At 56.2% G+C, this 19,724-nt stretch carries 20 protein-coding genes; 7 read left to right on the top strand and 13 right to left on the bottom strand.

Translation table 11 applies throughout. The annotated features are described in order from the left end of the window. Positions 1–471 precede the first annotated feature (471 nt). From D6C13_RS07715 to csgC, 3 genes are all read left to right on the top strand, one after another. Complete coding sequence (locus tag D6C13_RS07715) at positions 472–1,116, top strand: curlin (protein ID WP_244212651.1); 645 nt, start codon at positions 472–474, stop codon at positions 1,114–1,116. Positions 1,117–1,295: 179 nt separating this feature from the next. After that, positions 1,296–1,769, top strand: coding sequence for a curli major subunit CsgA (gene csgA / locus D6C13_RS07710; RefSeq protein WP_120132206.1), 474 nt, complete (start codon positions 1,296–1,298; stop codon positions 1,767–1,769). A 90-nt stretch (positions 1,770–1,859) separates the two neighbouring features. Next, positions 1,860–2,189 carry a curli assembly chaperone CsgC gene (csgC, locus tag D6C13_RS07705; protein ID WP_120132205.1) on the top strand — a complete coding sequence of 110 codons (330 nt, stop codon included), beginning with the start codon at positions 1,860–1,862 and terminating at the stop codon, positions 2,187–2,189. 10 nt (positions 2,190–2,199) lie between these two features. On the opposite strand, the gene D6C13_RS07700 is transcribed toward csgC, so the two are convergent. From D6C13_RS07700 to hycA, 13 genes are all read right to left on the bottom strand, one after another. Continuing rightward, on the bottom strand, positions 2,200–3,225 hold the full coding sequence (locus tag D6C13_RS07700) for a HoxN/HupN/NixA family nickel/cobalt transporter (RefSeq protein ID WP_120132204.1): 1,026 nt from the start codon (positions 3,223–3,225) through the stop codon (positions 2,200–2,202). Continuing rightward, the gene (gene hypF / locus D6C13_RS07695; RefSeq protein ID WP_120132203.1) at positions 3,218–5,542 is read right to left on the bottom strand and encodes a carbamoyltransferase HypF; all 2,325 of its coding nucleotides are present in this window, start codon (positions 5,540–5,542) and stop codon (positions 3,218–3,220) included. The genes D6C13_RS07700 and hypF overlap by 8 nt, the downstream gene beginning before the upstream one ends. Before the next feature lie 164 nt (positions 5,543–5,706). Further along, positions 5,707–7,878 (bottom strand): formate dehydrogenase subunit alpha, encoded by a 2,172-nt coding sequence (fdhF, locus tag D6C13_RS07690; protein WP_120132202.1) that lies wholly within the window; start codon positions 7,876–7,878, stop codon positions 5,707–5,709. 23 nt (positions 7,879–7,901) lie between these two features. Continuing rightward, positions 7,902–8,447, bottom strand: coding sequence for an electron transport protein HydN (gene hydN, locus D6C13_RS07685; protein ID WP_120132201.1), 546 nt, complete (start codon positions 8,445–8,447; stop codon positions 7,902–7,904). Positions 8,448–8,613: 166 nt separating this feature from the next. Continuing rightward, positions 8,614–9,096 (bottom strand): hydrogenase maturation peptidase HycI, encoded by a 483-nt coding sequence (hycI, locus tag D6C13_RS07680; protein ID WP_120132200.1) that lies wholly within the window; start codon positions 9,094–9,096, stop codon positions 8,614–8,616. Further along, positions 9,089–9,568: a formate hydrogenlyase maturation HycH family protein gene (locus D6C13_RS07675; protein ID WP_120132199.1), complete on the bottom strand. Its 480-nt coding sequence runs from the start codon at positions 9,566–9,568 to the stop codon at positions 9,089–9,091. The genes hycI and D6C13_RS07675 overlap by 8 nt, the downstream gene beginning before the upstream one ends. Then, the gene (locus D6C13_RS07670; RefSeq protein WP_120132198.1) at positions 9,568–10,365 is read right to left on the bottom strand and encodes an NADH-quinone oxidoreductase subunit B family protein; all 798 of its coding nucleotides are present in this window, start codon (positions 10,363–10,365) and stop codon (positions 9,568–9,570) included. The genes D6C13_RS07675 and D6C13_RS07670 overlap by 1 nt, the downstream gene beginning before the upstream one ends. Then, entirely contained in the window at positions 10,365–10,919 is a 555-nt protein-coding gene (locus D6C13_RS07665) for a formate hydrogenlyase complex iron-sulfur subunit (RefSeq protein ID WP_120132197.1), read from the bottom strand. The genes D6C13_RS07670 and D6C13_RS07665 overlap by 1 nt, the downstream gene beginning before the upstream one ends. Before the next feature lie 15 nt (positions 10,920–10,934). Continuing rightward, the gene (locus D6C13_RS07660) at positions 10,935–12,659 is read right to left on the bottom strand and encodes a hydrogenase large subunit (RefSeq protein WP_120132196.1); all 1,725 of its coding nucleotides are present in this window, start codon (positions 12,657–12,659) and stop codon (positions 10,935–10,937) included. A 44-nt stretch (positions 12,660–12,703) separates the two neighbouring features. Continuing rightward, positions 12,704–13,657, bottom strand: a complete 954-nt coding sequence (locus D6C13_RS07655) for a respiratory chain complex I subunit 1 family protein (RefSeq protein WP_120132195.1) — start codon at positions 13,655–13,657, stop codon at positions 12,704–12,706. A 10-nt stretch (positions 13,658–13,667) separates the two neighbouring features. Continuing rightward, positions 13,668–15,572 (bottom strand): proton-conducting transporter transmembrane domain-containing protein, encoded by a 1,905-nt coding sequence (locus D6C13_RS07650; RefSeq protein ID WP_120132194.1) that lies wholly within the window; start codon positions 15,570–15,572, stop codon positions 13,668–13,670. After that, positions 15,572–16,180 (bottom strand): 4Fe-4S dicluster domain-containing protein, encoded by a 609-nt coding sequence (locus D6C13_RS07645; protein ID WP_120132249.1) that lies wholly within the window; start codon positions 16,178–16,180, stop codon positions 15,572–15,574. The genes D6C13_RS07650 and D6C13_RS07645 overlap by 1 nt, the downstream gene beginning before the upstream one ends. 170 nt (positions 16,181–16,350) lie before the next feature. Continuing rightward, positions 16,351–16,821 (bottom strand): formate hydrogenlyase regulator HycA, encoded by a 471-nt coding sequence (gene hycA, locus D6C13_RS07640; protein WP_120132193.1) that lies wholly within the window; start codon positions 16,819–16,821, stop codon positions 16,351–16,353. A 318-nt stretch (positions 16,822–17,139) separates the two neighbouring features. Here hycA and hypA point away from each other — a divergent pair, with 318 nt between their 5' ends. From hypA to hypD, 4 genes are read left to right on the top strand one after another with little or no spacing between them, the layout of a single operon-like run. Further along, a complete protein-coding gene (hypA, locus tag D6C13_RS07635; RefSeq protein ID WP_120132192.1) occupies positions 17,140–17,484 on the top strand; it encodes a hydrogenase maturation nickel metallochaperone HypA in 345 nt (114 codons plus the stop codon). Positions 17,485–17,514: 30 nt separating this feature from the next. After that, on the top strand, positions 17,515–18,309 hold the full coding sequence (hypB, locus tag D6C13_RS07630; RefSeq protein WP_120132191.1) for a hydrogenase nickel incorporation protein HypB: 795 nt from the start codon (positions 17,515–17,517) through the stop codon (positions 18,307–18,309). Continuing rightward, positions 18,300–18,578 carry a HypC/HybG/HupF family hydrogenase formation chaperone gene (gene hypC / locus D6C13_RS07625; RefSeq protein WP_120132190.1) on the top strand — a complete coding sequence of 93 codons (279 nt, stop codon included), beginning with the start codon at positions 18,300–18,302 and terminating at the stop codon, positions 18,576–18,578. The genes hypB and hypC overlap by 10 nt, the downstream gene beginning before the upstream one ends. Further along, positions 18,578–19,723: a hydrogenase formation protein HypD gene (gene hypD / locus D6C13_RS07620; RefSeq protein WP_120132189.1), complete on the top strand. Its 1,146-nt coding sequence runs from the start codon at positions 18,578–18,580 to the stop codon at positions 19,721–19,723. The genes hypC and hypD overlap by 1 nt, the downstream gene beginning before the upstream one ends. Position 19,724 lies beyond the last annotated feature (1 nt).

The raw sequence follows: 19,724 nt of genomic DNA, 5'->3' as shown, positions 1-19,724 counted from the left end.
ATGTATAAAGTTTTCTTAATGTATTGCCATAAGCATGAGACACGCCGCTTAAAAATATCTTAAGTAATGACTTTACACTTTCTTAACGTTCGCCCTTGTTATGACAGCGATTTTAAATAAATCCCGGCCTGAATTATCGGTGCGATACAGCAACCGGGCGCATGATTCCCCTTTAATAACTCAAATAACTGCATCCGGTATAATCGATTTCACTTAGGTGAGACCGCTTTTTAGCCCGTTAGTCCCTATGGAAAGCGGGCTTCGCGCGGGTGAAATAGCGTAAAAGCCGCAATGATAAGGGTTAGAAATGTGGCGGCGATCTCTTTTAATGCCTTTTTTAACCCGCAGAGATATTAGGAATAGTTGCATTTGTGTGATTATTCACGCCGATGTTTTCTGGCACTTTAGGATTAATGCCATGGGGTCGATTAGCGTCACTGACGTATTACGGATCCATTATGGTCAATCCGCATGAGAAGTGGCGTCTCATACTTTTTAATGAAGTTGAAAATTAAAATACGACGTGCGGGTGAGTTTCTTATTTTCGCCAAACACCATAATCAATTCGTCAACAGCAATAACCCGGTGAGCAAATACACAGTCACCGGTGATATACAGGGTGACGAAATGAAAAAGACTTTGCTGACCCTGGCGTTACTTTCAGTATCCTGGGTCGTTCACGCTCAGCAGTTTGATATGGCTTACTCGGAAATGAGTTCTGGTAATCCGGATCAAGTTTTTGCTGGCGCGAGGAATTCATCGGGGAATTCATCAACGATTTACCAGAACGGTAATAGCAATCTGGCTGCGAATAATCAGACGGGTTATGGAAATTCCAGCGTAATCCGACAATCAGGCGCAGACAATACTGCGGTGGTAAATCAGCGAGGTAATGGAAATAACGCCGATATATCCCAAAGCGGCAGCGATAACTTTGCTTATATATCGCAAAGCGGCGGCGGGGATTCATCCATTACGCAACAGAATTTTGGCAATACGGCTTACATTCTGCAAAAAGGCCGGAGTGTGACGGAAATTCGCCAGAATGGTACGAACCAGAGCAGCGGTGTCGTACAAAACTCGTCAGGAATGGCGATTAGAGTGACACAGCATTAACACACAAAATCATACCCAAAATAGTTTGAGGTGCAGGAAGGCGGCAAGGTCGGAAATCACCGGGAGCTTAGATAACTAAGTGACTGGAGTGAGCGAGCGTAGCCAACGCATCTGCAACTCGAAATATGAAGGGTAAACCGCTTTTATGACATCCGATATTAAACCAATGGGGTAGCATCATGAAACTTTGGAAAATTGTGGCAGTCTCCGCTTTAGTCGTCAGTGGCAGTGCATTCGCAGGTGGTCATGATAGTGATCATCACACGCCGCCAACTACAACGCCACCAACATCGACAGTGCCGACGTTCACTGCGACTCAGTGGAATTCTGAAATTCAGATTTACCAACAGGGTACTTCAAACCTGGCAAACGCCACTCAGACTGGCGCGCAAAAATCGCTGACAGCGGTTAATCAGGATGGCTACAGAAACACCTCCGGGACCACACAAACCGGTGATGGCAGCCTGATCAGCGTCGTGCAAAAGGGTGAATACAACGGTGCTAACGTAGCGCAGAGCGCTAACGGCAGTAAAGTGCTTGTGTCCCAGAATGGCTCAGGCAACTACGCTCAGGCTTCACAAGGTGCCAATGGCTCTCTGACCAGCATTACTCAGGTCGGTACAGCTAACCTGGCCTACGCTTCACAGAACTGATTAATGCTCCCTCCCCTGCGAAGGGGAGGAACGTTACAGAACAGGGCACTAGCCCTGTTTTTTTTCGACTGAACCCTGAGGATAAACGCCATGCATTTGCTCCTGATTGCCGCCGTGATGTCTAACCAGCTGTGGTTCGACACCCACAACGATGCCCAGACTTATGTCATTACCCCGATGGTCAATCTCACCAAGGCCTGCGCCTGTCAGGTGGCGGTTTCCGTTTCACAGGAAGGTGTGGCGGGCAGCAGCACCAGCCGTCAGAGCAGCAATGTGAACCTTTCCGCAAATCAGCCGCAACCTCTTGGCCGTATGCGTTTTTCCGTCCAGCCGGGCAGTAAAACCCAGATTATGATCACGGTAACGGACGGCGGAACGCTGCGTCTGGAGAAACAGATCACCTTGCCGAATGACGCCTGATTGCAGAGGATCACACCGCCAGATTGTCATAGCCTTTGCGGCGGTAATTGAGGGCAGAGAGGCCCCAGAACACCAGAAAAATCGCCACGGCGGCGTATCCGACGCTGCCCATATTGTCATTGAGTTGTTCGACAATCTTCCATAATCCGCCGTGCAAATCCAGTTTGTCGGCCAGCAGTCCGAGCGCTTCCAGCCCGCCGATAAACAGGGCGATCACCACGCTGGTGGCGGTAATGGTCATGTTGTAATAGAGCTTGCGCACCGGTTTATCGAACGCCCAACCGTAGGCACCGACCATTACAAAATTATCCAGTGAATCGACCAGTGCCATGCCGCTGGCAAACAGCGCCGGAAACACCAGAATGCTCCACACCGACATGCCGGAAGACGCGCCTGCGGCAGAAATGCCCAGCAGGCCGATTTCAGTGGCGGTATCAAAACCCAGCCCGAACAAAAAGCCCACCAGATACATCTGCCAGCTTTTATTCACCAGATTAAAAGCGAAGCTGAAAATCCGGCTCATCACACCGCCTTGTACCGCGTGCAGCTCTTCTTTGGCGGTAAAAGTTTTTCCCTGTTTCACTTTCTGAAAACGGCGGTAAACGTCACGTAAAATCAGCGCATTCAGCAGCGCCATCAGCAGTAAGAACAGCGCGGAAACCAGCGTGCCGATAGTGCTGCCGTACTCATGCAGCCAGCCAATTTCATTGCCAAAGACCAGCGACGTGGCGGCAATTGCCACGCAGGCCAGCACCACAATGCTGGAATGTCCGAGCGAGAAAAATGCCCCGACGGCAACCGGCCGCTGGCCCTGTTGCATCAGCTTACGGGTGACGTTATCGATGGCGGCAATATGATCGGCATCCACCGCATGGCGCAACCCGTAGCTGTAAGCCAGTAAAGACGCGGCGATCAGTGCCGCATTGTGACGAAACACCGCCAGTGCCCATCCCCAGGCCAGTAAATTCACGGCCACCAGCCCGGCTAACAGCCAGAACGCACGGCGGTTCGAAGAGAAAAATCGACGGTTAATCATGGAGATCCTTATTTTTATAAACAGATGAATTCTGAGCAGAAGCATGTTGCAGACGGGCGCAGGCAATGAGCGCCTGACCCAGTGCCAGACCGCCATCACCGGCGGGAATGTTTTGCGGCATCAGCACATTCAGGGGCGCTAAATAGCGATGTAAAAGCTGGCGCAGCAGACGGTTATGCAGCACGCCGCCGCCGGTGGCGACGGTGCGGATGCCGGTCCTGACTGCGTGATAACAGGCGAGGGCGGCAAACCCCTGAGCGAGTGCGTCATGGAAAGCGAAAGCCCGTGCGGCGGGCGGTGCCTGCCAGTCGAGCCACTGCTGCCAGAACGTCGCCAGATCCAGAAATGTGCCGTTTTCAGTATGCCGCAGCGGCATTGTGACCGGATGTGCAATGCCGTGCGCCTGATGTGCCAGCGCTTCCAGGCGGCTGGCGGCCTCGCCTTCCCAGCTGAGCTCTCGCGGCGCGCAGCCAAGCGCGGCGGCGACGGCATCGAATAATCGTCCGCAGGAAGACGCCAGCGGTGAATTGATCCCGGCGGCAATGGCTTTTGACAGCGGCTGCCACGGTTGTGAAAGCAGCGGCTGCGCCTGCAGACGTATCTGCCAGTCCGGCACGAAGGCCTGCCACTGCGCCAGCAAATTACGCCACGGCTCACGCGCGGCGCGATCGCCACCGGGCAGCGCGACGGCAGGTAATCCGCCTAAATGTTCGCAGTGCAGATAACCGGCCAGCAGGCATTCACCGCCCCACAGACTGTCTTTTTCGCCATAACCGAGGCCGTCCAGCGCCAGACCAATCACTTTGCCGCCATCCAGCGGCCAGTGATTTTCTGCCAGACAGGCGGCGATATGCGCGTGATGATGAAAGACATCCACTATCCGTATCGCGTGGTTTTCGGCCTGATGGTGGCTGACATAACCCGGATGCGCATCGCGCGCGACAGCCGCCGGCGTACAGTCATAAAGTTGCTGAAAATGTTCAATCGCCTGCTGCTGTTGCTCTGCGATATCACTGTGCGTCAGCGAACCAAAATGCGGGCTGAGAATGGCCTGATCGCCGCGCACCAGACAGAAGGTATTTTTAAGGTCACCGCCTATCGCCAGCAGCGGTGGCTGAAGACTAAAACCCGGCGGCAACGGCAACGCATCGGGCACATAACCGCGCGCACGACGCAGCACCTCGGTGCCCTGCGCGGTCAGGCGCACCAGCGAATCATCAGCACGCTGAACAATATCGCGGTTATGCAGCAACCACAGATCGGCAATACCCGCGAGTTGCTCAAGTGCCTCAGAGTTAGTCAGTGCCGGGGCAAATCCGGCGGCATTGCCGGACGTCATCACCAGCGGCGTCTGACATGCCTGCATCAGCAAATGATGTAAAGGCGTGAACGGCAGCATCAGGCCGGTTTCATTAAGTTCCGGCGCAATGCCCGCGCACAGCGGAGACATCGCGCTTTTCGTCGCCAGAACAATTGGCGCAGCGGGGGATTCGAGCAGTTCCCGCAGCGCAAACTGCGGGCTGTCGTCACTACATCGCGCCAGCCAGCTGATATCCGGCAGCATCACCGCCAGCGGTTTTGACGGACGACTTTTGCGCTCACGCAGCCGCATCACCGCATCTTGCTGTGTGGCATCGCAGGCCAGATGAAATCCGCCCAGCCCTTTGACAGCGACGATTTTCCCCGCCCGCAATGCGGCGACGGCCTCTTTCAGCGCGGCCTCTTCCCGCGCCAGTATTTTGTCATCCTGAAATGCCGCACTGAACTGCGGGCCGCAGTGCGGGCACCCCACCGGCTGGGCGTGAAAACGCCGGTCGGCAGGATTGTCATATTCCAGCTGGCACGCCGGACACAGCGCGAATTGCGCCATGCTGGTGGAAGGGCGGTCGTAGGGCATGGCGCGGATGAGTGTAAAACGCGGACCGCAATGGGTGCAGTTGGTAAAGGCGTAACCGAATCGCCGGTCACCGGGACGGAGAATATCCTGCAAACATTCCGGGCAGGTCGCCGCATCGGGCGCCACCTGCGTATCCATCCGGCCGGGACGACTGGGCGTAATGGTGAAATGTTGTGGCACATCTTTCCACTCGAAAGCGTCCACGCTGATACCGTCGATGCGCGCCAGCGGCGGGCAGTCGCGTTGTAACTGGCGGATAAAAGTTTCGATATTTACCGGCGCAAGCAACCTGATTTCAACACCGGTGCTGTCATTGCAGACTTCCCCACAAAGCCGGAGCTGGTCAGCCAGTTGCCAGATAAATGGCCGGAAACCGACGCCCTGGACTTTTCCGGAGATGCGAATGAGTAAGCCAGACATAAAAAGCCTTTTTAAACGTTAAGAAGCGGGCGGCGAAAAGAGAGGGGTTTACTCCCTCCCCTGCGAAGGGGAGGGCTGGGGTGGGGTATTAACGACAACTCTAAATCCGGGGCTGGCTGTGAAACCCCCTCCCAGCCTCCCCCTTAGCAGGGGGAGAAGCTAAATTAAACCTCAACCACCGGGATCACATCTTCGACGGCACTGCGCAGACGCGCTTTCATGTCGCTGTAGGTTTGCTGGGCGTAGTTTTCTGCCCAGCGCTGATCGGCAATTTGCCCGACTTTCACTGCGCAGTATTTGGTTTCCGGTGTTTTGGAAATCGGGTCGAGATTATCCTGCGTCAGTTCATTACAGGCACCGATCCACCACTGGTAGGTCATATATACGGCACCGGCGTTGATACGCTCGTTGTAGTTGGCGCGTGAAATAACTTTGCCACGGCGTGACGCCACCCAGACCAGTTGCTGGTCACGGATACCCAGTGCCTGAGCATCCACCGGATTCATCTGCACGAAGCCCGGCTCGTCGGCCAGCGTTTGCAGCGCAGCGCAGTTGCCGGTCATTGAGCGGCAGGAGTAGTGACCAACTTCGCGTACGGTACACAGCACCAGCGGGTAATCACCGTCCGGCACTTCGGCAGGCGCACGCCACGGCGCGGCAAACAGCTGGCCTTTGCCGGTCGGTGTATCGAAGTGATTATCGGCGTAAAGGTACTGCGTACCGGGACTTTCCAGCGTGGTACAAGGCCACTGAACGTGTCCCAGTTCGCCCATTTTTTCGTAGGTCGCGCCGTAGAACAGCGGACAAAGGCTGCGCAGTTCGTCCCAGATTTCCTGGTTATCCTGATAATGCATCGGATACCCCATCTCGGTCGCCAGCAGGCTGATGATGTCCCAGTCGCGTTTGACGTTGTATTTCGGCTCGATGGCTTTTTCGAAACGCTGGAAACCACGGTCTGCACAGGTGAACACGCCGCCGTGCTCACCCCAGGAGGTGGCCGGTAAAATCACATCCGCTTGTTCCGCCGTTTTGGTCATGAAGATGTCCTGCACCACCACGAATTCCAGCGCCTCAAACCCTTTGCGTACCAGCCCTAAATCGGCCTCGGTCTGCAACGGATCTTCGCCCATGATGTAGTAGGCTTTGACCTTGCCTTCAATCGCCAGATGCGGGATTTCAGTAATGCGCAGGCCGACTTCAGCGTCCATCTGGTTGACGTCAATGCCCCAGGCATCGGCGAATTTCGCGCGGATTTTCGGATCAGTGACCGACTGGTAGCCAGGGAATTCGTTAGGCAACACGCCCATGTCGCACGCGCCCTGCACGTTATTCTGACCACGCACCGGACCAACGCCGACGTTGGCGCGTCCCAGATTACCAGTCAGCAATGCCAGCCCGGCCAGCCCCTTAACCACGTCCACGGCCTGACCAAACTGCGTGACACCCATGCCCCACATAATGGTGGCAGAAGGCGCGGCGGCATACGTGCGCATCGCCTGGCGGATTTGTTGCGCAGAAACGCCGGTCTGTTCCTCCACGGCTTCCGGCGAGTAATCGGCCACGTTTTTGCGGTATTCCGCGAAGCCTTCGGTGTATTTAGCGACGTAATCGTGGTCATACAGATTTTCTTCGATCAGCACATGCGCGAAAGCATTCACCAGCGCCATATTGCAGCCATTTTTAATTTGCAGATGCTGATCGGCAATACGCGCCGTTTCGATACGGCGCGGATCGCAGACGATGATCTGCGCGCCTTTTTCTTTGGCTTTGATCACGCGGCGGGCGACGATCGGGTGGGAATCGGCGCAGTTATAGCCGATCACCAGCAGGCATTTTGAGTTCTCGATATCGCCGATGGAGTTACTCATTGCGCCGTTGCCGAGCGTGGCCTGTAAACCGGCGACCGACGGGCCATGACACACGCGGGCGCAGCAGTCGACGTTGTTGGTGCCGATGACCGCACGGGCAAATTTCTGCATGATGTAGTTGGTTTCATTGCCGGTGCCACGGGAAGAACCGGTGGTCATGATCGAGCGCGGGCCATGTTTTTGTTTGATTTCTTTCAGACGCTGCGCGGTGTAGCGGATGGCTTCATCCCAGCTCACGGCTTCGAATTTCCCCCCTTTCTGACGGCGGACCATCGGCTGCGTCAGGCGCGGCGTCAGCAGTTTGGTGTCATTGAGAAAATCCCAGCCGTAATAGCCTTTCAGGCACAGTTCGCCCTGATTGGTCACGCCGTTTGCGGCTTCCGCGCGGATAATTTTACCGTTATCCACAATCAGATTCATTTTGCATCCCGCCCCACAGTATGGGCAGACAGTGGTGACTTTTTTCATGTTTTTTCTTCCTCTATCCGGGGTTAAAACAGCAGGGGGGAGGTGCTGTCGAGCGCAGCGCGGCGGCGTTTTTCTGCGTTCATTTCCTGCAGGTGATTACGGTCGATGGCGAAAAGCGCGTTGGTCGGGCAGATCTCCATGCAGGCCGGGCCGCCAACACGTGCGTGGCACAAATCGCATTTATGCGCTTCGGCTTTTTCAGACGTAGCAGTCATGGCCGCGCCGTTTTGGCGAAAAATGGGTTTGGTGACCACTTCCATCGCGCCATACGGGCAGGCGACCACGCAGGTTTTGCAGCCGATGCAGCGCTCCTGCACCACCTGAACGTGGTCCCCGACACGGCTGATAGCACCGTTTGGACAGACATTGGCGCAGGGCGCGTCTTCACACTGGCGGCACATCACAGCGGTGCTGAGATTGACGCCTTTGATCACATGCAAACGTGGCGCAAACGTCGCGGCGTTAAGCAGCGAGATATCCTCTGAATCGCTGTGTGCCATCACACAGGCAATTTCACAGGTACGACAGCCGATACATTTTTTGGGGTCGGCGATGATGAACCGGTTCATGTTTTTTCATCCCTAAGTCATTGGTTTCAGCTACTGGCTATACATAAAGCGTGCCAGTTCCTGTTTTTAATTTTTCAGTATTAAATTCAGTGAATTACTTTTATCGGATGCGCCGCTGACGAAATTTTTCACTGACGTCATGTCTGCGTCGTCACCGTATCGACAGTTATGTCGAAACACTGAACGGGGCGATCCCGAGACCGGTTTCCAGTCGTGGTAACAGCTGATGCAGGCGGCTGACCGCCTGTTCTACGGCGTCAGTCATCGGGTAATAGAAAGCGACAACGTCGGGCTGAATGCCGACAAACGTGATCTGCGGGATGTCATCACGCAGTTGCTGTATGAGAAAGGTCAGCGGCAGATTGTGGGTGGTCATCATGAACATATCGGCGATGTCTTCCTCGGCGATAATGCGCATCTCACCGGGTGTCAGCCCCATGTCAGTGGCATCGGCAATCACCAGGTGCTGCGGGTGCAGCTCGCGTAAAAAACCGATGTCGTTTTCAGGCACCGCGCCGCCATCTACCACCGTCCAGCCGGTCAGCGGTTTTTCCGCGCACAGTTCGGCCAGCCGCGGACCGGCGCCGTCGTCGCCCATCATGCTGTTGCCTACGCACAACAGTGCGTAGCGTAAAGTCGAATCAGGCATCGTATCTCCTGACCATCAGGTACATGGCGGGGTCGTTTTCAATTTGCGTAAGCAGGGCGATAAGCTTTTCGCTCCAGCCTTGCTGTTCGGCATTCATGTCCGGACTTGCGTCCCGCAGCGCCAGCGCCAGCAAATGCGTGTGGCTGCTGTCGATATTGATCTCGCCAAAACGCTGAACACCGGCCAGTTTGCGGCGTGCTTCGCTGTTTTGTGCCAGGCAGTTAATCCATTGCAGATAGCCCTCGAGCGGGCATTCGAGACGTGATTGCAGACAGTCGATCACCCCGAGGTGATGACCGATAGCCAGGCTGTAATAAATCACCTCCTGCACTTTCTGCGAGCTGCGTTTCTGTGCGCTTTTTTCATCGACAAACTTGCTGCTCAGTGAATAGAAAATCACTTTGTTTTTAACCGGTGTTTGACCGGCATAAGGCTGATGGCGCGCATAGCGCTGGTCGTTAACAGATGTCATCACAGGCGCACCTCGCCGCGCAGCACCTGCTGATAAATATGTTGCAGGTTGCCAATAATTTCGCTCAGGCGCAGGTCGTCCTGTTCAGCCAGATAAGCCGAAACGCGCTGTTCCACCGGCTGTAAACCGGGTGCCGCGACGAGTTCCATAAACTGGTCGGCTATCTGGCGGCCATAGCGGTAACCGGCCATGCGGCGCGCTTCGCGATCGAGCAGCACGCGCAATGGCTGGGGCAGTTCCGGATGCAGTAACGCCGCCGGTTCTGCGGCGGCCACGTCGTGCTGCTGGCCTTTGATTTTTTGGTCCAGCAAACCCAGCGCCATCGCGAAACCATAAATAGTCGCCGCCGGTGTCGGCGGGCAGCCGGGAATATAAACGTCAACCGGCACGATTTTGTCGGTACCACCCCAGATGCAATAAAGGTCGTGGAAAATGCCGCCGCTGTTGCCGCACGCGCCATAGGAAATACAAATTTTCGGATCCGGTGCCGAATCCCAGGCGCGCAAGGCAGGCATACGCATCGCGCGGGTGACCGCACCGGTGAACAGCAAAATGTCCGCGTGGCGTGGCGACGGAACGACTTTGATACCGAAGCGTTCAGCATCAAACAGCGGCGAAATGGCAGCGAAAATCTCAATCTCGCAGCCATTACAGCCGCCGCAGTCCACGCGGTAAACGTAGGCGGAACGGCGGATGCTGTTCAGCAGGGTGGATTTCAGTTTGGCAATACTTTCATCCAGCGTAACGGGCACCGGCAGGCCATTTTCGTCACGCGGCGCAATCGGGTTATGGCTCATCAGCGGGCCTCCGTCGTCATATGGCGGCCAATATCAATACGGTCGCTGGAAGATAGACCGTGCATTTTTTTGCACGTCGGGCAGGTTTCATACTGCACGCGGCGATCGCTAATCTGCCGGTCGCTCAGCGCGGCGCTTTCCTGTAACAGGCTGAGCGCAAAGTCGATTTCCTTTTGTACGGCGTAGGGCTTGCCGCATTCCCGGCAATGGCAGACAGGAAAATCCGCCGTTTCATACAGGTCTTCTTTGCGCCAGACCGCCAGTTCGAACTCCTGCGACAAGGTGATCGCCGCCGTCGGACAGACTTCTTCGCAGCGGGCGCAGAAAATGCAGCGTCCTAAAAACAGCTGCCAGCGGAGGGTTTCGCCGTCTTCTGCTGTCGCCATGGTCAGCGCGTTGGAAGGACAGGCATTGGCGCAGGCCCCGCAGGCGATGCACTGCTGCGCGGTGTATTGCGGTTTGCCGCGAAAGTTGGGCGCTAAATCCAGCGGCTGGAACGGGTATCCCACCGTTGCCGTGCCGGTTTTGAGCACTTTTTTAATCAGTTTCAGCATGATTTGACCGGCTCCTTAAAGCGGCGAATTCTTGCGTTCGATGCCGTAACGTTCGATCTCTTTGTAAGGCACGACGATGGAGGTTTTCTTGCGCACATCGACCACTGTCATGCGGTCGGTGCAGGAATAGCAGGGATCGAGACTGCCGATAATCAGCGGGGCATCGGATACGGTATTGCCGCGCAGCATGTAGCGCAGCGTCGGCCAGTTGGCGTAGGTCGCGGCACGACAGCGCCAGCGGAACAGCTTCTGGTTGTCGCCGGTCATGCTCCAGTGAATATCGTCACCGCGTGGCGCTTCGGCAAAACCGAGCGCGAAACGGTGAGGAATATAGTTAAAGCCTTCCACCGCCAGCGGACCGCCCGGCAGACTTTGCAGGCCAAACTCAATCATATTCAGGGAGTTAAAGACTTCGTGAATGCGCACTTTCAGACGGGAATACACGTCGTTACCGGTTTCGCTGAACAGTTCAAACGGCAGTTTGGCGTAACCGGCGTAGGGGTGATCCTGTCGCATATCGCGGCGATGACCGCTGCCGCGCACCATCGGGCCCACGTTACTGAAATCGCGGGCCACCTGCGGATCCAGAATGCCGACGCCGATGCTGCGCTGCCCGGTATTGGCGGTACTCAGCAAAATATCCACCAGCTCATTCAGGTCACGGCGCATGCCGCCCGCCAGCGCGATGGTGGCTATCATGTCGTCTTTGAGGATGTCACGACGGATGCCGCCGATCAGATTCATGCCGTAGGTTTTGCGCGCACCGGTCAGGATTTCCGCCATCTTCATCGACTGTTCGCGGATGCGGAAAAACTGCATGAAGCCGGAATCAAATCCGACAAAGTGACAGGCCAGCCCGAGGTTCAGCAGATGGCTGTGCAGACGTTCCACTTCCAGCAAAATGGAGCGGATCATCTGGGCGCGTTCCGGCACCACAATCCCCATCGCATTTTCGACCGATGAGGTATACGCCACGCTGTGGGTAAAGCCGCAAATGCCGCACACACGGTCGGACAAAAACGTCACTTCGTTATAGCCCATGCGGGTTTCGGCCAGTTTTTCCATGCCGCGATGCACGTAGAACAGACGATAATCCGCGTCGATAATGTCTTCGCCATCGACAAAAAGACGAAAATGTCCCGGTTCGTCAGACGTGACGTGCAGCGGCCCAATCGGCACTATTTTGCTGCCTTCTTTAGCCTCAGAAATAAACGGAAAGGTTTCATCGTCGGTGGTCGGGGCAGGGCGCTGGCGGTAATCCATCGAATCTTTGCGCAGCGGGTACAAATCGTCCGGCCAGTCATCCGGCAGCACCAGACGGCGTTCGTCCGGCAGCCCGATCGGGCGCAAACCGTACATATCCCGCACTTCGCGCTCGCCCCAGACGGCGGCCGGTACGCGCGGCGTCACGGAAGGGAATTCCAGTGAAATCGGATCTACTTCGGCGCGCACGGTTATCCAGCACTTCACACCTTTTTCCATCGACAGCACGTAATACAGCGCGTAATTGCCGCACAGCGAGCGCTCATCGTTGCCGAACAGCACGGAAAGCCAGCCCCCTTGCTCGTAATACAGCCACTCAACCACTTCCGGCAGCCAGTTCAGCCTGATGGTGACGGTTGCTTGCGTGTCGGTCTGCCATTCGCTGCCCAGAATCGCCGAGGGGAACTGTTTTGCCAGTGCGGCCAGATATTCTTTGCCGACCGGGTTTTGATTTAATGCGGTGTTGAACTCACTCATTGCAAAGCCTCTTCCCGCCGTGGCGGGATAAGAAAAATGTCAGGTCAGCCTGCGACCAGCCAGGAAACCAGCGCCAGAAACGCCAGACCGAACCCCGCCCAGGTGGTGCGGGAGGTTTTAAGAAAGCGCAGACGGGCGACGCTGTTTTCGATGAGCGCAACCACAAAAACGGCGATCAGCAGTTTCAGCAGACAGACGATCACGGCGGTCAGCAGCGCCAGCGGTGTCAGGTGCCCGGCCATACCGAACGGGAAAAACAGGCCGAGAAACAACTGCAACACCACCAGCTGTTTCAGGCTGATGCCGATTTTCAGTATGCCCAGCGCGGCACCGGAATATTCGGTCAGCGGGCCTTCCTGTAATTCCTGCTCGGCTTCGGCCATATCAAACGGCAATTTGCCCATTTCGATATACGTCGCAAACGCGCAGGCCAGTCCGGCCAGCACCAGGGTTAAGGAAGAGGACAGCGGCCAGTGCAGCACCCGCGCCGTAATCGCGCCGAGCGAAGTGGAACCGGCGACCAGCGCCGCTACCCACAGGCCGAGCAGCAGAATCGGCTCAACCAGTACGCCGAGAACGGCTTCACGGCTGGCGCCGATACCGGTGAACGTGCTGCCGGTGTCGAGTCCGGCGATGGCAAAGACAAAACGCACCACGGCAAACAGATAGATAATGGTGATCAGGTCGCCCGCTGCGCCCATCGGCGACGCCAGCGTCACCACCGGCAAAGCGGTAGCGATCACCAGCAAACCGCCGGTCAGCAGATACGGCATACTGCGAAACGCCATGCCTGCCGCTGCGGGCGCGACGCTTTGTCGCTGGAGTAATTTGGCGATATCACGGTATTCCTGTAATACGCCGGGACCGCGCCGGTTGTGCATCCGCGCACGCATCACGCGGCTGAATCCGGCAAACAACGGAGCGACAGCCAGCAATGCCACCGCCTGGACAAGCGCCAGCGGCCACAGCGAACCGGCAAGCAGGGAAGGGAAGTTCATAGTCAGTTCCTCAGGCAAAAGCCACGACCAGTAATACGGCCAGTTCGATGAACGCCAGACGACGGCAGAAAGCCCCCAGCCAGCCACGGTGCAGGGTGCTGACCAGTGACGCCGGTGTTGCATGGATGCGCAGACGGTAAAGCGGGGCGAACATCACGCGCAGTGGCTGGGCGAAGCCGGTTGCCGTCACCACCATGTCGGCGGAATGGGCGTAACCACAGGCCCAGGCATCGCCACGCGAACGGTTTGGCAGCCGCGCACCGCGCAGAACCACGGCGATAAGCCACGGCACTAAAGGCATCGCCAGCAGTAAAATGGCTACCATCGGCGCAGAAACCGCAGACGTCGGGGAAAACGCCACGCCATGCTGTGCAGCCGGCAGAACCGGTGTGTTCAGTACCGAGGCGGCGACGGCGGAGAATTGCGGAATAATCCACGGCGAGGCAACGCCGGAAATCACGCACAGCAGCGCCAGCAACACGGTGCTAAATGTCATCGCCAGCGGCGCCGGTGTGGCATCTGCGGCGGCCATACTGCGCGGTGTGCCAAGGAAAGTGACGCCAAACACTTTGGCAATACACATCAGCGCCAGTGCGCCGGTCAGGGCCAGACCGACCGCCAGCAGCGGCCCCATCAGGCGGGCGATAAAGACATGGCTGGTGCTCAGCTGGAACAGTGACTGATAGAGCAGCCATTCGCTGGCGAAACCGTTTAATGGCGGCAGCGCGGCCATCGACATCAGCGCAATCAGCATGGCACCCGCTGTCCACGGCATCAGACGGGCGATGCCGCCGAGTTTTTCCATATCCTTAATGCCGGTCTGCATTTCAATTTCACCGGCACCGAGAAACAGCGCCGTTTTAAACAGTCCGTGATTGAACAGATGAAACAGGCTCGCCAGCAGCGCGAGCGAAGCCAGCACCGGCAAATTCAGCGCCACGCCGGTCATTGCGCCGCCGACGCCGAGCAGGATAATCCCGACGTTTTCAAGCGTGTGATAGGCCAGCAGGCGGCGGATGTCGTGTTCCATCAGGGCATACAGCCCGCCGATAAATGCGGTCAGGACAGCCAGAAGCAATACCATCAGGCCCCACCAGAGTGGCGGTGCGCCCAGCAGATCCAGACCGACTTTTATGATGCCGATAATGCCGATTTTCATCAGCGCGGAAGAGAACAGGGCGGCGGCGTGAGCGGGCGCGCTGGAGTGAGACTGCGGCACCCAGGCGTGCAGCGGGATAATCCCGGCGTACAGCCCGAAACCGGCCAGCGCCAGCAGGAACGCCACCGATTTAATGCCCGGCGTGAAGGTCACGTGGCGCAGCACCTCAAAATTCACGCTGCCGCTGGCGTGATGCAACAGGGCGAAGGCCAGGATCAGACACAGCGTTCCGGCGCGGCCAGATAAGAACTGGTTCAGACCCGCGCGGCGGCTTTTCACATCATCGGCCTGCACAATCATGAAATAGGCGCACAGGGCGGCCATTTCCATCATCAGGATAAGTTCTACGGCGCTGGCCGAAATCGCCGCCGCCGTCAGTGCAGCCATCAGCAGATTGCACATCAGACCGGTGCGGGCACGCTTGCGCGCACCGACATTCGCCAGCCACGCGCAGGCGTACAGGCTGCTGATGGCCGCAGTGACGGACATCGCCAGCAGGATTAACCCATTCAGAGCACTCAGTTCTGCGTGAAAGGGCAGAACCGGCAGCACGGCCTGAACCGCCGCACCGCCATGCATTATCTGTAACGCGGCAACGATGACGCACAATGCAGCGACCATGCCGCCTGCGCCAAAAATCAGGCTGCTGACTTTCGCCATAGCGGCCAGGATCCAGCCGCCAATGCCGCTCAGCACCCAGACCAGCAGCGCCAGCGCCAGTAACGACGCCGGTTCACCGGAAAATAAAGTCGTCATTATTTAGCCTCCGTATCTGGGGCATTCAGTGAGGCCAGTCCGGCGGGAAAAACGTTCATGGCATTGAGACGTTTTTGCTGACTGGAATATTCAGCCAGACTGGCGGTAACCAGTGTGATGGCCTGCGTCGGGCAGGTTTTAATGCAGGCCGGACCTTCAGGGCTGAAGCTGCATAAATCGCATTTCACCGCCACGGCGCGCAGCCCCGGCACGCAGTCGAGAAACGGACTGACGGCACGCGGCGCACGTGGTGCGGGCAGCGCTTTGGAGGTATTACAGTCGCGCGGAATATCCAGCGGGGTACTGGCGGAAAACGTAATCGCCCCGAACGGGCAGGCGATGCCGCATAGCTTGCAGCTCACACACAGACTCTCGTTAAGATGAATCGCGTCATTTTCACGGGTGATGGCGTTCACCGGACAAACCTGCGCACAAGGCGCGTCTTCACACTGGTGACACATCACCGGCGCGGAATCCAGCCGGTTACGCATCACCTGCAAACGGGGCGCGGATTGCAGACCTTGCAACTGGTGTTCCTGCGAACAGCTCGCCATGCAGGTATTGCAGCCAATACAAAGTTTGGGGTCCGCGATCACATACTGATTCATGGCGGCCATATTGCGCATGAAGTCTCCTTGGTATTTCGTCAAAGGTGACGAAATCGGCACTTAAATTGACATTTCGACATTTATGTCAGCATCGGGTCCGTTTAAAAACGGCCAATGCATCCGGTTAAACGATTATTTCCATCCGACAAGGAAATAATATTTTTGGTTTTTTATCCGGCGTGGCGGAGTAATTTTTCTAATTGCGGGTGAACCGGCTGATTACTGTGCAGGGAATCAAACAGACACTGATAAATAGCGGAAATCTTATTCAGGTAATGTTCCAGCACGGCGTTCTTATCGTGGATGTCGACAGTGCCGTCCACGCGGCCTTCTTCACTCAATCTGGCCTGTGCGAAGGCTCTGAAATCCGCCTCTTCCTGGCCTTGCGCCATGTTCAGGCTGTAGATGATGTCCTGGCTGTAAAAGTCATCTCCCTGATGAATGCTCACCACAAAATGATTGAACAGCACAAAGCGGATGTCCTGTTCTTCACCACAGTTAAATTCATGATTTATCTTTTTATTTGACGTGGTTACGGCCTGGATCAGGCTGTTCTGATAGGTATGCCACTGTGATTTCATCTGGCTATTTTTGCTGGCGATATAGTCGGCTTTGGTGGTCAGTTCGCTGAGAGTGCTCATGTTCATTATCCGTTGTTAATTGATATGTCGGGTGACGACGAAAATACGGCGCATGACTCTCTGTTGGCATAAAGCGTGCCAGTTTCGGATTTATTCTGATAAATGCTTTTGAATTAATGAGTTGGGTGATTTAAGGCCTGAGGTGCATATTTGCGGAGTCAATAAATGACATGTCGATGACACCTTATTTCGACAATTATGTCGGGCAATATTTGCCTGTTTTTTCACAGCCTGTATTGCGTAATTAAAGTCGTGTCGAAATTTCTGGCATCAATATTGCAATCTTATTTTGATTGTTCTCCTGAGGGAGGGGAAATAATGCATGAAATTACGTTATGCCAAAATGCCGTGGGAATAATGGAACAGTTCGGGCGGCAAAATAATGCGCGGAAAATTACGGCGGTGTGGATGGAAATTGGCGCGTTTTCCTGCGTCGAGCCGGAAGCTGTGCAGTTTTGTTTTGAACTGGCGTGTCGCGAAACGCTGGCGCAGGGATGCGAGTTGCATCTGGAAACACCGGCGGCAGAAAGCTGGTGCCGCACCTGTCAGCAGGATATCGCGCTGTTCAGCCCGAACGTGCTGATTTGCCCGCAGTGTGGCGGACGGGATTTGCGGGTGATTGCCGGTGACGGCATGAAAATTAAACGTATCGAAATCGAATAACGGGCATTCGTTATGTCCGGGGAGAAACCTATGTGCAGTACCTGTGGTTGTGCCAGCGGCGAACTTCGTATCGAAGGCGTCAGCAGCGAGCACACTCATCATTCTCATGAACATTCCCACGATCATTCCCATGACCATTCACACGCGCATTCCCACGGCCTGCCGTTTGCGGCGCGTCGTCTGGTGGATATCGAAATGGACGTGCTGGCGAAAAATAATCATATTGCCGCCCACAACCGCGAGCACTTTGCTACGGCGGGTATTCTGGCGCTGAATCTGGTGTCCAGCCCCGGTTCCGGCAAAACCACTTTACTGACCAGCACCCTGACCCGGCTGGCTCCGTATTTCGACTGCGCGGTGATTGAAGGCGATCAGCAAACCACCAACGATGCCGACCGGATCCGCGCCACCGGCGTTCCGGCTATTCAGGTTAATACCGGTAAAGGCTGCCATCTGGACGCGCAAATGGTTCACGATGCGCTGCATCAGTTATTGCCAAACAATAACAGCCTGCTGTTTATCGAAAACGTCGGCAATCTGGTGTGTCCGGCCAGCTTTGATCTCGGCGAACTGCATAAAGTTGCGGTGCTGTCGGTGACTGAAGGTGAAGACAAACCGCTTAAATATCCGCATATGTTTGCCGCGTCCCGCCTGATGATCCTTAATAAGATCGATCTGCTGCCTTACGTCAGTTTTGATGTCGAAACCTGTATCGCCAATGCGCGTCAGGTGAATCCGCAGATTGAAGTGATCCAGCTTTCAGCCACGACGGGTGAAGGGATGGATCAGTGGCTGCTCTGGCTGGAGCAGCAACGATGTGTATAGGCATTCCGGGACAGATTGTCGCGCTGCATGAACAGCAGCCCGATCATGCCTGGGCGCAGGTCTGCGGATTGCGCCGCGAAGTCAATATTGCGCTGGTGTGCGAAGGCGACCGCGAAGCGCTGATCGGCTGCTGGGTATTAATCCACGTCGGTTTTGCCCTGAGCCGCCTCGATGAGCAGGAAGCGCTGGACACACTGGACGCGCTGCACGCGATGGAAGAAGTGGAAGCCGATGTCGCATTATTTTTGGGTGCGGGAGAATCAAGGTAATGCGTTTTGTTGATGAATTTCGGGATCCGAAACTGGCGAAAACATTAATCGAACGCCTGCATCAGCGGGCGGCTTATCTGCCTTACAGCGCAGAAAAACCGATGCAAATTATGGAAGTGTGCGGCGGTCATACCCACGCCATTTTCAAATTCGGACTGGATAAACTGTTGCCACCGCAGCTGGAATTTATCCACGGCCCGGGGTGTCCGGTGTGCGTGCTGCCGATGGGGCGAATTGATGCCTGCTGTGAAATTGCGGCACATGACGGGGTGATTTTTTGCACCTTTGGCGATGCGCTGCGGGTGCCGGGCAAGCAGGGTTCGTTGTTACAGGCGCGCGAACGGGGTGCGGATGTGCGGGTGGTTTATTCGCCGCTGGATGCGCTGAAACTGGCGCGTGAAAACCCGCAGTCTCAGGTGGTGTTTTTCGCGCTCGGTTTTGAAACCACGTTGCCGGTGACCGCCGTCACGCTGCAACAGGCGCGCCGTGAAGGTCTGAACAATTTCACCGTCTTCTGCCAGCACATCAGCCTGATGCCGACCCTGCGCAGTCTGCTGGAACAAGAGGATGTGCGCATCGATGCGTTTCTGGCTCCCGGCCACGTCAGCATGGTGACCGGCATCGCGCCATATTATTTCATCAATAAAGAATTCGGTAAGCCGCTGGTGATAAGCGGTTTCGAACCCCTGGATATGCTGCAAAGCGTACTGATGCTGGTGGAACAAGTTTGCGAGGCATCGTGTAAAACTGAAAACCAGTACCGGCGCGTGGTGCCGCAAGAGGGTAACCTGCTGGCACAGGAAGCCATGCGCGACGTGTTTACGCTTTCCGGCAGCAGCGAATGGCGCGGGCTGGGGATTATTAAAGAGTCCGGCATTTCCCTGAGCCCGGCTTACGCAGTGTTCGATGCGGAATTGCGCTTCAGACCCCGGGCACAGCCGGTGGCGGATGACCCGCGTTCCCGCTGCGGCGAAGTGCTCACCGGGCGTTGCAAGCCGCATGAGTGCCCGCTGTTTGGCACGGGTTGCACGCCGCATAACGCGTTTGGCGCGCTGATGGTGTCTTCCGAAGGTGCCTGCGCAGCGTGGTATCAGTACCGGCATCAGGAAACCGCAGCACAACAAAGAACTACAGAGGGTGCGTAGC

It is taken from the genome of Rahnella woolbedingensis, assembly GCF_003602095.1.
Classification (GTDB): Bacteria; Pseudomonadota; Gammaproteobacteria; order Enterobacterales; family Enterobacteriaceae; genus Rahnella; species Rahnella woolbedingensis.
The sequence above is the reverse complement of the archived record's forward strand: the minus strand, read 5'-3'. Positions and strand labels throughout refer to the sequence as shown.